Origin of the sequence: Phycobacter sedimenti, from assembly GCF_038148855.1 — a bacterium.
Lineage (GTDB): Bacteria > Pseudomonadota > Alphaproteobacteria > Rhodobacterales > Rhodobacteraceae > Phycobacter > Phycobacter sedimenti.
The window spans coordinates 203,109-215,731 of sequence record NZ_JBBVGR010000007.1 but is presented as its reverse complement, the minus strand read 5'-3'; the positions used below and the strand labels follow the sequence as shown (position 1 = coordinate 215,731).

Sequence of the window (12,623 nt, the reverse complement as noted above, 5' to 3'; positions counted from 1 at the left end):
CCGCCGCCCTCTTTTGGTCTAAGCGCCAAAGCATGGATCATTTTCTCTATCGCGATGGCGCGCTCTGCGCTGAGGACGTACCGGTGGCTGAAATTGCAGCCGCCGTGGGCACGCCGTTCTATGTCTATTCCACGGCCACGCTGCTGCGGCACTTCCGCCTGTTCGACGAGGCGCTGGAGGGCACGGATCATCTGGTCTGCTACGCAATGAAGGCGGCCAGCAACCAGGCCATCCTCAAGACGCTGGCGCAGGCAGGGGCGGGCATGGATGTGGTCAGCCAGGGCGAATACCTGCGCGCCAAGGCCGCTGGTGTGCCGGGCGATCGCATCGTCTTTTCCGGGGTGGGCAAGACGGCGGATGAGATCCGCTGCGCCCTGTCCGGCGGCATCCGCCAATTCAACGTGGAATCCGAGCCCGAGATGGAGGTGATCAACGCCGTCGCGCTTGAGCTGGGCACCCGCGCGCCCATCACCATCCGCATCAACCCGGATGTGGACGCCAAGACACACGCCAAGATCGCCACTGGAAAGTCCGAGAACAAGTTCGGCATTCCGATTTCACGCGCGAGCGAGGTCTACGCCCATGCCGCCAGCCTGCCTGGGCTGGAAGTGGTCGGAATTGACGTTCACATCGGCTCGCAGCTGACCGAACTTGCCCCCTTCGAGGCGGCCTACCGCAAGGTTGCCGAACTGACCGAGACCCTACGCGCCGAAGGCCATGACATTCGCCGTCTGGATCTGGGTGGGGGCTTGGGCATTCCCTACACCCGCTCGAACGAGGCACCGCCCCTGCCGATGGATTACGGCGCGCTCATCAAGCGCACCCTTGGCCATCTGGGCTGCGAGATCGAGATTGAGCCGGGCCGCCTGATCGCGGGCAACGCGGGGCTGATGGTCAGCAAGGTCATCTACGTCAAATCCGGCGAGGGCCGTGATTTCCTCATCGTGGACGGCGCCATGAACGATCTCATCCGCCCGGCCATGTACGAGGCGCACCATGATATCGTGCCGGTTATCGAGCCTGAACCCGGCATCGAAAGCCAGCCCTATGACATCGTTGGACCGGTCTGTGAGACGGGCGACACCTTCGCCAAGCAGCGCGAAATGCCGCCCCTGCGGGCCGGGGATCTGATCGCCTTTCGCAGCGCGGGGGCCTATGGTGCGGTGATGGCGAGCGAGTACAACTCGCGCCCCTTGATCCCCGAGGTTCTGGTGCATGGGGATCAATTCGCGGTTATCCGCCGACGTCCGTCCTTTGACGAAATGATAAACCGCGATACCATTCCAGAATGGCTCTGATCGCTGCTGCGGGTTTTGCGCGGTTGGGGCTGCCCCGCAACCGCGCCCGCATGGGTGAGAATGAGGCATTGCCTGTATGGCCGCACGTGATTCTGCATTCGCAAACTCTGATCCACGCCTGAGGCCCCTGCGCTGGCCGCTGCGGCTGACCCGTGCAGGGTTGGTGGCCGAGCAGCTGCTGCGCGCCTTCTGGCCCGCGGCCTCGGTCCTGATGGCGGTGCTGGCCGCTGTGATGCTGGGCCTGCAGGATGCACTTCCCGTCGAACTGGTCTGGTTCGGCGCAGTCATCAGCGTGCTGGGGCTGGGGGCCGCTCTGGTCTGGGGCCTGCGGCGGATTTCCTGGCCCAGCCAGGCTGACGCCCTGATCCGCCTGGACGCGACATTGCCGGGGCGGCCGGTCAGCGCTTTGCTGGACGCGCAGGCGATCGGTGCGTCGGATCCGGCCTCGATCGCCCTGTGGCAGGCCCATCAGCGGCGGATGGCCCGCGCCGCGGCTGAGGCCCGCGCTCCGGCGCCGAACCTCAGGATTGCCGCGGCAGATCCTTTCGCCCTGCGCTATATGGCGTTGCTGGCGCTGGTCGTGGCGCTGGTCTTTGGCTCTCTGTGGCGGGTGGGGAGCCTTTCGGGCATGACCCCCGGCGCGGCCTCTGCCATGAGCGGGCCCACATGGGAGGGCTGGATCGCGCCGCCGCGTTACACCGGCCTTCCGGTTCTCTATCTCAACGACCAGCCCGAAGGCGATCTGACCCTCCCCGAGGGCAGCCGGATCACCCTGCGGTTTTATGGAGAGATTGGCGCGCTGAGCCTGGATGAGGCCCTGTCGTCCCGAACCGGAGACGTGCCCCCGGCCACCGACCCCGAGCAGGAGTTCGATGTTGCCAAGGGGGGCAGGCTTGCCATCGAAGGGCAGGGGGGACGCAGCTGGGACGTGACCCTTGCGCCTGACGCACCGCCTGCAATTTCCGTGGCAGGCACGCCCGAGATGGGATCTGACGGTGCCTTGTCGCTGCCTTTCGCGGCGCAGGACGACTATGGCGTCACCGGCGGTAGCGTTCGCATTTCTCTCGACCTTCTGGCCCTTGAACGCCAGCATGGCCTGAGCATCGATCCCGACCCGCGCGAGGATATCGTCCTTGACCTGCCCCTGCCGTTGACGGGCAGCCGACAGGACTTCACCGAAAACCTGATCGAGGACTTTGCCCAGCACCCCTGGGCCAACATGCCGGTGATCTTTACCTTCACTGCACGTGACGCGGCAGCCCAAAGTGGTAGTGCCGCTCCCTTTGGCGGGTCTCTGACGGCGCGGCGCTTCTTTGATCCGCTGGCCGCCTCCGTGGCCGAACAGCGCCGCGATCTGTTGTGGGCGCGCGCGAATGGCATGCGCGTTGCGCAGATCCTGCGCGCCCTGTCGCACCGCCCGGACGAGGTGTTCCGCGATGCGGGCAGCTATCTGCGCCTGCGCGGCATTCTGCGGCAGCTCGAAAGCTATGTGGCGGCAGGCCTGACACCGCCCCAGCAGGAGGAGATCGCTGCCGCCCTGTGGGATCTGGCCGTGACACTTGAAGAAGGCGATGTCGGCGACGCTCTTGAGCGCATGCGCCGCGCCCAGGAGCGCCTCAGCCAGGCGATGCGCGAAGGGGCAAGTGATCAGGAAATCGCCCGTCTCATGCAGGAGCTGCGCGAGGCTACGGATGATTACCTGCGCCAGTTGCAGCGGCAGGCCCAGCAGGATGGCGAAATGGGCGAGTCGGGCGAGATGTCCGAAAACACGATACAGCTCAACCAGGACGATCTGCAGGCGATGATGGATCGTATTCAGGAGCTGATGGAACAGGGGCGCATGGCCGAGGCCGAACAGGCCCTGCGCGAATTCCAGCAGATGATGGAAAACATGCGCATGGCCCAGGGCCAGCAGGGGCAGGGCGGTGGAGGCGAAGGCCGCGAGGCGATGGAGGGCCTCGCAGAAACCTTGCGCGAACAGCAGGGCCTGTCGGATCAGGCCTTCCGCGATCTGCAGGAGCAATTCAACGGCGACGCTCAGCGCGGAGAAAGCCAGGGCAACGAGGGACGTAACGGCGGTCAGGGCCGTGGCCAAAGCCACGAAGGCTCTGGTGGCTCCGGACAGGCGGGTGATCCCTCTGGCCAGGGGCAGGGCGGCACCCAGCAGGGAGAGGACGGACAGAGCTTGGCCGATCGTCAGCAGGCCCTGCGCGATGAGCTTGAGCGTCAGCAGAATGGCTTACCCTTTGGGGGCGAAGAAGGGCGCGATGCCCGCGATGCGCTGGACCGGGCGGGTCGCGCCATGGAAGGTGCCGAAGAAGCCCTGCGTCAGGGCGATCTGGCCGAGGCGATCGACCAGCAGTCGAACGCGATGGAGGCGCTTCGCGAAGGTATGCGTTCCCTTGGTGAGGCCATGGCGCAGCGCCAGCAGCCGGGCCAGAACCAGGGGCAGGGCGAAGCACAGCCGAACGCCTCGGCGAGCGGTATCGACCCGCTTGGGCGCAGCACGGGCATCGATGAGGGGCGGACCGGATCCGTCCCGGATCAAGGCTCGGCCCATGGGCGCGCGTGGCAACTGTTGGAAGAAATCCGTCGACGGTCAGAGGATCGAAGCCGCAGCGAGGAAGAGCGCGGCTACCTTCAGCGCCTGTTCGACCGCTTCTAGGCCGCAAAGCGAAATCGATTGGCTTGCGCGCCGCCTCAGAGCTGGGGCGCTTGCAGAGCCTTGACCTGTGCATCCAGCCAGATGCGCGCCTGATCAACCCAGGTGACAAAGGCGCTGAGATAGGGATCCGCCTGAGGCATCGATTCCGCGATCTGGCCTGCGTTGGTATAGACCATCAGCAGCAGCAGGAAGAGCAGGATGGTCAGTGCAAACCCGCGAGCAAACCCGCTTTTGCGGGGCGCCTCGGCCACTTGGACTGTGGGCTGGGCCGCCGCAGCCGTATCGCCTGCGCGCAGAGTGGAGTTGATCTCTTCGATGTCGGGCAGGATATCGCGCCGTTGCCCGCTTTCCTCGGCTGCAAGCTGACGGGGATCCTGCCCATGAAGCCGGGCCATGCGGTCCTTGGCCTGACGGGCGCGCAGGGCGCTGTCGCTTTCCGGCAGATCATCAAGGCCGAGGTTTGGCTGGCTTTCCAGACCGCTGGAGGAGGCAGCCGCCGCGGCGCGCAAACTGGCCTCACGTTCTGCTTCTTCGCGCAAAATATCGGACAGGGCCGGGTCCAGTCCCCGCTGCGGGCGCGCGGATACCTCAGGCTCTGGTTCCGGAGCCGCGCTTTCATCCACGCTGTGCGACTGATCCGCGTCCTGGTCAGGCTCTTGCGCCAAATGGTCTTCGTCATCTTGCGCGAAGGCGTCCGGGACCGGTGCCTGCTGAACTTCGGAGGCACGATGTCCGCCTTCGAACCATGTGGTGCCGCAATTGGAACACTGAACATCGCGTCCCTCGTCCGGAATCACGTCATCCGGCACTTCGTACTGGGCGGCGCAATTCGGACATGTCAGGCGCATTCAAAGACTCCTTGGCCCCGAAACCCTCTGGGGGCCATATGGCGTTATTTCCAAATGATCATAGGCAGTTCGGGGGCCTCAAGAAAGGGGGCAAATTCACAGGGGCAAAAGTCCCTGACGCCGAGGGGCGCGGGCAAAGCGTTGCGGGCCATTGAAACTGGCGGTGCTCTGGGGCAAAACGAGCAGGCAGAAGCTGGGGGCCGCCGTGATCGAGCTGGACAATGTGGGCTACAACTATGGTGGCGGTGAGCTGCTGAGCGGCGTGTCGGTCAAACTGGCGCCGGGTTCATTCCATTTCCTCACGGGTCCATCGGGCGCTGGCAAGACCACGCTTTTGAAGCTTTGCTACGGAGCCCTGACACCGACTTCTGGGCGGGTGCGCGCCTTCAACATGGACGTCAAGGGGCTGGACAGGGATCAGATGGCGCTGCTGCGCCGCCGCGTTGGCGTCGTGCATCAGGATTGCCGTTTTCTGGACCACCTGCCCGTGATCGAGAACATCGCCCTGCCGCTGACCGTTTCGGGGCGTGACCTCGGGCAGGAAGAGGCAAACCTGCGGGAGCTGCTCAACTGGGTTGGCCTTGCGGACCGGTCTGACGCGCTGCCGCCTGAACTGTCGGGCGGCGAACGTCAGCGGGCGGCTCTTGCGCGTTCGGTCATCCTGTCGCCTGAGGTCATCATCGCGGACGAGCCGACCGGCAACGTCGATTGGGAAATGTCCCAGCGCCTGCTGCAGCTTTTGGTGGAGCTGAACCGCATGGGCAAGACCATCCTCGTGGCGACCCATGACCTGTCGTTGATTCGCGCCGCCAAGAACCAGGTGCAGGCGCGGGTGCTCAGAATCTGGGACAGGCAGCTGCATCTGGCGGGGGCAGACCTATGAGCAACGACAGCTTTGCCGGACGGCTCAAGACCCTGATCATTGGCGATGCGCAGGCCGACCGTGTGGTGCCGCCGAGCGGGTTTACCGCGCAGCTGACGCTCTTTGCCGCCGGGGCGATGGCGTTTCTGGCGGTCTTTGCGCTGGCCTTGTCGCTGGCTTCGGGGCGGCTGGCGGATCGCTGGGCGGATGAACTGGCCCGCGCGGCAACTCTGCGCATCAACGCTCCGGCCGAACAGCGCGCCGCCCAGACCGAGGCGGCGCTCAAGATCCTGCGGCAGACGCCGGGGGTGGCCTCGGCCCGTGCCTTTACGGCCGAGGAACAGGCGGCCTTGCTGGCGCCGTGGTTTGGCGCAGCGCTGCCACTGGATGCCTTGCCGGTGCCCCAGCTGATCGAGGTGATCGAAGATGATCCCGGCTATGACGCCACCGGCCTGCGCCTGCGCCTTCAGGCCGAGGTGCCGGGTGCGGTGCTGGACGATCACACGCGCTGGCGCGAACCGCTGGTGGATGCTGCGCGTTCCCTGCGGCTTCTGGCGGTGGTGTCGATCCTGCTGATCGCAGGCGCCATGGGGGCGATGATCACCCTTGCCGCCAATGCCGCCCTTGCGGCGAATGCCCAGGTGATTGAAGTGCTGCGTCTTGTCGGTGCACAGGACAGTTATATTGCGCAGGCCTTCATTCGTCGCTTTACCCTGCGGGCGCTCAGCGGAGCGGCGGTGGGCATGGCATTTGGCATGCTGGGGGTCTGGCTGATGCCCGCTGCCTCGGACGAGGGCGGGTTTCTGACCGGCCTTGGTTTTCAGGGTTTTGGCTGGCTCTTGCCTCTTGCCATTCCGCTTCTCGGGGCGCTGGTCGCCTATGTCGCCACCACCCGCGCCGCCAAGAAACGCCTGGGAGATCTTACGTGAAAGATGCAATTCAATGGCTGCGCTCGCTTCTGTTTGTGGGCCAGATCTACCTGATGATGCCGATCATCGGCCTTGCCTTTGCGCCCTGGGCGATCTTCAGCAAACGGGGCGCCCGGACCTGCTGCAAGACCTATTCGCGCTGGGTGTTCTGGAGCGCGCGCTGGATGGTCGGCATCCGCTGCGAGGTGCGCGGCACGCCCCCCCAAGGTGAGGCGCTGATCGCCGCCAAGCACCAGTCGTTCCTGGATATCATGATGATTTTCACCGCCTTGCCGACGGCCAAGTTCATCATGAAGAAAGAGATCCTGCGCACCCCGGTGATCGGCCAATACGCCAAGCTCTTGGACTGCGTGGCTGTGGACCGCGGCAAGCGTGGCGCCGCGATCCAGAAGATGGTGGCAGATGTTCACGCCGGTCGGCAGGAAGCGGGGCAGTTGGTGATCTATTCGCAAGGCACGCGCGTCGCGCCGGGCGTCAAGGCGGAATACAAGGTCGGCACCGGCGTTCTGTACGAACAACTGGCGCAGACCTGCGTGCCGGTGGCCACCAATGTGGGGGTCCTCTGGCCGCGCAAGGGGATCATGCGCCGTCCGGGCGTCGCCGTGGTTGAATTCCTGGACCCGATTGAACCGGGTATGAAGCGGCAGGATTTCATGAAGATATTGGAAGAACGGGTCGAAGAGCGATCCGATGCACTGATGCGCGAAGCGGGGTTTGATCCGGATGGAGTACATCGAAAATCTTGAAGATCTTGAGGCGCTTTACGGGACACCGGGAGCGCCTTCTTTACGAAAAGTGGCGCGGCGGATGACGCCGCTTTATCGCAAGTGGATCATGGCCTCGCGCCTGTGCGTGCTGTCCACTGTCGGTCCCGAAGGGACCGACGCCAGCCCGCGCGGCGACGATGGCCCCTGTGTTCTGGAACTGGATCCCGGCACCCTCGCTCTGCCCGATTGGCGGGGCAACCAGCGGATCGATTCACTTCGCAATATCGTGGTGGATCCGAGGGTATCGCTGATGTTTTTCGTGCCCGGATCAAACAACGTGGTGCGCGTGAATGGGCAGGCCCGGATCACGGCCGATGAAGCCCTGCGCGCCCGGTTTGACCGTCAGGGCAAGCAGCCTGCGACCGTTGCCGTGATTGCTATCGACGAAATCTACACTCAATGCGCCCGCGCCCTGATGCGGGCAGGCACCTGGACCGCAGGCGATCAAAGCGAGGGCCTGCCCAGCATGGGAGAGATCCTTGCCGAGCAGACAGATGGCGAGGAGGGCGGCAAACCCTATGATGACGCCTGGGGCGCACGGGCGGCAAAGACCATGTGGTGAGGGAATGTGTTCTGTTCCAACGCGAAACAAAACTCTAGGGCTCGATGCTCAACAGGGTTGGTCTCGAACTGTCAGGCGTGAGGGTTGAATAGGCTCACAAGCGTGGCTTAGCTGTCGGGCTGCGGTGCCCTGATTCAGAGCCAACTGCTGTCCCCGTCTGGATTATCCGGAAAGGCCGCAAAGAACACGCCCCAGCGCGCAAGGGAGCCGCGCGGCCCAGTCAGCCATCCCTTGGAGACGCTATTTCCTCCGACGACCGCATCCGGGTCCACCGGCAGATCGGGCAGTGCATTTGGAACAATGGTTTCTAGCCTTGTCAGCACGTCTTCGGCCTCTGGGCGGCTAAGTGCATGCGGAGCATGTGTTTCAATTGTGCACTTCGCAGTCTCAAGCCGAAGAAAGGCACCTGATAGGGGGTCGATCCACAACACCTTTTGGAAGCCGTCCAAGACCTCTACCAGACCATGGTCCTTTGGAGTGCCAAAATCGCGACCGAAATGGTTGGCGATACAGATATCCGTGAACAGCGTGGCAATCCGTTCCGTGCGGCTTGGCAGGGGCGACAGAACGGACGCCGTACCATAGCCAAGCGCCAGTCCGATGACCACAGTGGGAAAAAGAATACGAAGCTTCAAAACGAATCCAAAATGGGTTTCGCCCCGGCAAGAAAACCGGGGCGAAGAAAGAGTTTAGCTGTGGATCGCGCCGTCGCCGCAGGCAAGGGCCGCTTCGCGGACCGCTTCGGAATAGGTCGGGTGCGCGTGGCAGGTGAGGGCCAGATCCTCGGCAGAGGCGCCGAATTCCATGGCGACGCAGACCTCGTGGATCAGATCACCGGCGCCGGGGCCGATGATGGCAGCGCCCAGGATGCGGTCGGTTTCCTTGTCCGCGATCAGTTTCACAAAGCCCTCACCCTGATGCACGGCCTTGGCGCGGCCGTTGCCCATGAAGTTGAACTTGCCGACCTTGATCTTGCGGCCCTCGGCCTTGAGCGCGTCCTCGGTGGCGCCGACGGTGGCAACCTCGGGCGTGGTGTAGACGACGCCAGGGATCACGCCATAGTTCACGTGGCCATGCTTGCCCGCGATCACCTCGGCCACGGCCATGCCTTCGTCCTCGGCCTTGTGGGCCAGCATCGGGCCTTCGATCACGTCACCGATGGCATAGATGCCTTTGACGTTGGTGGCCCAGTGCGCGTCGGTTGCGATCTGGCCGCGCTCGGTCAGTTTCACACCCAAGGCATCCAGGCCCAGCCCCTCGGCGTAGGGTTTGCGGCCCGTGGCGACCAGCACCACATCGGCGTCCAGCACCTCGGCATCGCCGCCTTTCTTGGGCTGGTAGGTCACCTTGGCCTTGGTCTTGGTGGTCTCAACGCCCTGCACGGCGGCGCCCATGATGAAGTTAAGCCCTTGTTTTTCAAGTATACGTTTGAAAGTGCGCTGCACGTCCTTGTCCATGCCGGGGCAGACGGCGTCCATGTATTCCACCACGGTCACTTCGGCGCCAAGGCGCGCATAGACCGAGCCAAGCTCCAGCCCGATGACGCCGGCACCGATGACGACCATCTTTTTCGGCACCTTGGGCAGCTCCAGCGCGCCGGTGCTGTCCACCACGATGCCCTTCTGGTTGTCCACGGTGACGCCGGGGAGCGAAGAGGGAACCGAGCCAGAGGCGATCACGATATTCTTAGCCTCATGCACATCGTCGCCGACCTTGACCTGGCCGGCAGCCGGGATCGAGGCCCAGCCTTTCAGCCAGTCGATCTTGTTCTTTTTCATCAGGAATTCGACGCCGCCGGTGTTCTGGCCGATGACCTCGTCCTTGTACGCCTTCATCTGGTCCCAGTCGACGGAGGGGCTTTTGCCCTTGAGGCCCATCTTGGCAAAATTGTGCTCTGCCTCGTGCAGGGAATGCGTCGCGTGCAGCAGCGCCTTGGACGGGATACAGCCTACGTTCAGGCAGGTGCCGCCAAGGGTTTCGCGCCCTTCGACGATGGCGGTCTTGAGGCCCAGCTGGGCGCAGCGGATGGCGCTGACATAGCCGCCGGGGCCTGCGCCGATGATGATCACGTCATAGGAAGCCATGGGAGGTCCTTTCGTTAAGAATGAGAGTTTGGCCGGGGCGAAATAGGGGGCGAAAACCGGGGGTGACATCCGTACACCCCCCGTGCACCGGGCGTACACCGCCTGTGCACGGCCCTGGCCCGTGTTCGGGGATATGAGGGTGGGCGCAGACCATCAGATCAGCGCCGCGATCAGCATCAGGATGGTGGCGAGAAAGCCGACCGACCAGACGACCGACCGCCAGGGCGACAGGCCCAAGGCATAGGCGGGCACATACAGCACCCGGCTCAGCACATAGACCCAGCCGCAGGCGGCGGTGAATTCCGTGGACTGGCCGCCAAGCGTCACCACCACACAGGCGATGGTGAAGAGGATCAGCCCTTCGAAGTGATTGTTCAGCGCCCGTTGCAATCGGCCCGCGATGCCGGTCAGTTGTACCGGCGTGTCACGCGGACCCATCGCCACCTTGGGGCCGACCTGCCGGTTGGCCGTGATGGAATAGGCGAAGAACTGCAGAACCTGCAGCAGCGCGGCGACTGTGAGGGCGGTGAGTTCAGGGGTCATTCTTGGCCTCTTTCATTGCCCGGCAACGCCGGGCAGCGCCCGACCCTCCCCCCAGAAGGGCGCTTTCGCACCCACCTAGGGTCGGGCGCTGCCCTATCTGGTGGATGATGCGTCATTGCTGCTCCAGTATCTTGCGGTCACGTTTCCAGTGAAAAATCCCGCAGAACGCCACAAAGGCCAGGATTGCACTCGGGAAGTGGATCAGGTTCTCAACCGTCAACCCGTCCATGACCGTGCTTACGAACACGTAGAGGCAGAATACGGCAAACAGGTAGATGCCCCATTTGATCTCTTTGTCGAGGCAGTGGAGGAAGAAGACCAAGGGCAGGATCTGAATCGCAACTAGGATTGCAAAGAGCGCGATGAGTTCCAATAGCGAGGGGCCGTCTGCAGCGGCAATAAACATCTGTACGCATAGCACGGCCGCTGCCAACGCGATCATCCACTGAACTGCAGTGATGGCCAGGTTCATCTCTGTCCCTCGAAACGCTAAGCGCACCCCGTCAAATAGGGGTGCGCCGCTGTTCTTATTACAGATCCATCAGCAGACGACGGGGATCTTCCAGCGCTTCCTTGACGCGGACCAGGAAGGTCACGGCGCCTTTGCCGTCGACGATGCGGTGGTCATAGCTGAGGGCCAGATACATCATCGGGCGGATCACCACCTCACCGTTGATGGCCATCGGGCGGTCCTGGATCTTGTGCATGCCCAAGATACCCGACTGCGGCGGGTTCAGGATGGGCGAGGACATCAGCGAGCCATAGACACCACCGTTGGAGATGGTGAAGGTGCCGCCCTGCATTTCCGCCATCGACAGCTTGCCGTCACGGGCGCGCTTGCCCTTCTCGGCGATCGCCTTTTCGATCTCGGCAAAGGACATGCTGTCCGCATCGCGGATGATCGGAACCACCAGGCCGGTCGGCGTGCCGGCGGCAACGCCCATGTGCACGAAGTTCTTGTAGACGATGTCGGTGCCGTCGATTTCGGCGTTGACCTCGGGAACTTCCTTCAGCGCGTGGCAGCAGGCCTTGGTGAAGAAGGACATGAAGCCCAGACGCACGCCGTGCTTCTTTTCGAACTCGTCCTTGTACTGTTTGCGCAGGGCCATCACCTCGGTCATGTCCACCTCGTTGTAGGTGGTCAGCATGGCAGCGGTGTTCTGGCTGTCTTTCAGGCGCTTGGCGATGGTCTGGCGCAGGCGGGTCATCTTGACCCGCTCTTCACGCGCGGCATCGTCAGCAGCGACCGGCGCACGCGGGGCGGCCGGGGCAGGGGCCGGTGCGGGCGCGGCTGCGGCGGCTGCCACGGCGCGGGCGACGTCATCCTTCATGATGCGGCCATCGCGGCCGGTGCCCTGAACATTCGCGGCAGAGATCCCGGCTTCGGCCATGGCCTTTTCCGCCGAGGGTGCATTGGCGACGTCCTTGCCCGGACCGCCATTGCCCGCCGGGGGCGTGCTGTACTGGCTGGCGCCGGTGTCGGTGGCAGGCTCGGCCGCGACCGCTGCACCGGAGCCGGAGATCACGCCGAGTTTCGCCGAGGCATCAACCGTGGTGCCTTCGGGCGCGGTGATTTCAGCCAGAACGCCAGCGACGGGCGCGGGCACCTCGACCGAAACCTTGTCGGTTTCCAGCTCACAGAGCATTTCGTCCTGCGCGACGGTGTCGCCGACCTTCTTGAACCATGTGGAGACGGTCGCCTCAGTCACGGATTCGCCAAGGGTGGGCACCATCACATCGGTGGAGCCGCCTGCATCACCTGCGGGCGCAGCCGCGGCAGCGGGTGCGGCAGGCGCCGGGGTCGCTGCGGCTGCGGCGCCTGCCTCGGTGATTGTGGCCAGGAGCGCATCGACGCCCACGGTATCGCCTTCGGCGGCGACGATTTCGCCCAGGGTGCCGGCCGCGGGGGCGGGCACTTCGACGGTGACCTTGTCGGTCTCCAGCTCGCAGAGCATTTCATCCACGGCAACCGCATCGCCGGGCTTTTTGAACCAGGTGGCCACGGTGGCTTCGGTGACGGATTCACCCAGGGTGGGTACGCGCACTTCAGTGGTCATGTGTCTCT

Annotated in this window: 12 protein-coding genes; 6 read left to right on the top strand and 6 right to left on the bottom strand. The window is 64.0% G+C overall.

Features of this window, described 5'->3' with window-relative positions:
* Positions 1-32 precede the first annotated feature (32 nt).
* Together lysA and AADA15_RS13980 are read left to right on the top strand one after the other, a co-directional pair.
* Positions 33-1,298, top strand: a complete 1,266-nt coding sequence (lysA, locus tag AADA15_RS13985) for a diaminopimelate decarboxylase (RefSeq protein ID WP_341642170.1) — start codon at positions 33-35, stop codon at positions 1,296-1,298.
* 76 nt (positions 1,299-1,374) lie between these two features.
* The gene (locus AADA15_RS13980) at positions 1,375-3,963 is read left to right on the top strand and encodes a TIGR02302 family protein (protein ID WP_341642169.1); all 2,589 of its coding nucleotides are present in this window, start codon (positions 1,375-1,377) and stop codon (positions 3,961-3,963) included.
* A 35-nt stretch (positions 3,964-3,998) separates the two neighbouring features.
* Here AADA15_RS13980 and AADA15_RS13975 read toward each other — a convergent pair whose 3' ends face one another.
* Positions 3,999-4,811 (bottom strand): zinc-ribbon domain-containing protein, encoded by an 813-nt coding sequence (locus AADA15_RS13975; RefSeq protein ID WP_341642168.1) that lies wholly within the window; start codon positions 4,809-4,811, stop codon positions 3,999-4,001.
* Positions 4,812-5,016: 205 nt separating this feature from the next.
* Here AADA15_RS13975 and AADA15_RS13970 point away from each other — a divergent pair, with 205 nt between their 5' ends.
* From AADA15_RS13970 to AADA15_RS13955, 4 genes are read left to right on the top strand one after another with little or no spacing between them, the layout of a single operon-like run.
* Positions 5,017-5,694 carry a cell division ATP-binding protein FtsE gene (locus tag AADA15_RS13970; RefSeq protein WP_341642167.1) on the top strand — a complete coding sequence of 226 codons (678 nt, stop codon included), beginning with the start codon at positions 5,017-5,019 and terminating at the stop codon, positions 5,692-5,694.
* Positions 5,691-6,602 carry a cell division protein FtsX gene (locus AADA15_RS13965; protein ID WP_341642166.1) on the top strand — a complete coding sequence of 304 codons (912 nt, stop codon included), beginning with the start codon at positions 5,691-5,693 and terminating at the stop codon, positions 6,600-6,602. The genes AADA15_RS13970 and AADA15_RS13965 overlap by 4 nt, the downstream gene beginning before the upstream one ends.
* Positions 6,599-7,348, top strand: a complete 750-nt coding sequence (locus AADA15_RS13960; RefSeq protein WP_341642165.1) for a lysophospholipid acyltransferase family protein — start codon at positions 6,599-6,601, stop codon at positions 7,346-7,348. Before AADA15_RS13965 ends, AADA15_RS13960 begins: the two co-directional genes overlap by 4 nt.
* Positions 7,326-7,931: a pyridoxamine 5'-phosphate oxidase family protein gene (locus AADA15_RS13955; RefSeq protein ID WP_341642164.1), complete on the top strand. Its 606-nt coding sequence runs from the start codon at positions 7,326-7,328 to the stop codon at positions 7,929-7,931. The genes AADA15_RS13960 and AADA15_RS13955 overlap by 23 nt, the downstream gene beginning before the upstream one ends.
* 134 nt (positions 7,932-8,065) lie before the next feature.
* On the opposite strand, the gene AADA15_RS13950 is transcribed toward AADA15_RS13955, so the two are convergent.
* From AADA15_RS13950 to odhB, 5 genes are all read right to left on the bottom strand, one after another.
* Positions 8,066-8,566: a flagellar type III secretion system protein FlhB gene (locus tag AADA15_RS13950; protein ID WP_341642163.1), complete on the bottom strand. Its 501-nt coding sequence runs from the start codon at positions 8,564-8,566 to the stop codon at positions 8,066-8,068.
* A gap of 54 nt (positions 8,567-8,620) precedes the next feature.
* On the bottom strand, positions 8,621-10,015 hold the full coding sequence (lpdA, locus tag AADA15_RS13945; RefSeq protein WP_341642162.1) for a dihydrolipoyl dehydrogenase: 1,395 nt from the start codon (positions 10,013-10,015) through the stop codon (positions 8,621-8,623).
* 153 nt (positions 10,016-10,168) lie between these two features.
* Positions 10,169-10,558, bottom strand: a complete 390-nt coding sequence (locus AADA15_RS13940; RefSeq protein ID WP_341642161.1) for an MAPEG family protein — start codon at positions 10,556-10,558, stop codon at positions 10,169-10,171.
* A 112-nt stretch (positions 10,559-10,670) separates the two neighbouring features.
* Positions 10,671-11,030, bottom strand: coding sequence for a hypothetical protein (locus AADA15_RS13935; RefSeq protein WP_341642160.1), 360 nt, complete (start codon positions 11,028-11,030; stop codon positions 10,671-10,673).
* Between the two features lie 58 nt (positions 11,031-11,088).
* Complete coding sequence (odhB, locus tag AADA15_RS13930; RefSeq protein ID WP_341642159.1) at positions 11,089-12,615, bottom strand: 2-oxoglutarate dehydrogenase complex dihydrolipoyllysine-residue succinyltransferase; 1,527 nt, start codon at positions 12,613-12,615, stop codon at positions 11,089-11,091.
* Positions 12,616-12,623: the final 8 nt, after the last annotated feature.

What these genes read in the sequence shown, in the direction of transcription:
- lysA (WP_341642170.1), top strand. Translation starts at nt 33, where the DNA reads ATGGATCATTTTCTCTATCGCGATGGCGCGCTCTGCGCTGAGGACGTA.
- AADA15_RS13980 (WP_341642169.1), top strand. Translation starts at nt 1,375, where the DNA reads ATGGCCGCACGTGATTCTGCATTCGCAAACTCTGATCCACGCCTGAGG.
- AADA15_RS13975 (WP_341642168.1), bottom strand. Translation starts at nt 4,811, where the DNA reads ATGCGCCTGACATGTCCGAATTGCGCCGCCCAGTACGAAGTGCCGGAT.
- AADA15_RS13965 (WP_341642166.1), top strand. Translation starts at nt 5,691, where the DNA reads ATGAGCAACGACAGCTTTGCCGGACGGCTCAAGACCCTGATCATTGGC.
- AADA15_RS13955 (WP_341642164.1), top strand. Translation starts at nt 7,326, where the DNA reads ATGGAGTACATCGAAAATCTTGAAGATCTTGAGGCGCTTTACGGGACA.
- lpdA (WP_341642162.1), bottom strand. Translation starts at nt 10,015, where the DNA reads ATGGCTTCCTATGACGTGATCATCATCGGCGCAGGCCCCGGCGGCTAT.
- AADA15_RS13940 (WP_341642161.1), bottom strand. Translation starts at nt 10,558, where the DNA reads ATGACCCCTGAACTCACCGCCCTCACAGTCGCCGCGCTGCTGCAGGTT.
- AADA15_RS13935 (WP_341642160.1), bottom strand. Translation starts at nt 11,030, where the DNA reads ATGAACCTGGCCATCACTGCAGTTCAGTGGATGATCGCGTTGGCAGCG.
- odhB (WP_341642159.1), bottom strand. Translation starts at nt 12,615, where the DNA reads ATGACCACTGAAGTGCGCGTACCCACCCTGGGTGAATCCGTCACCGAA.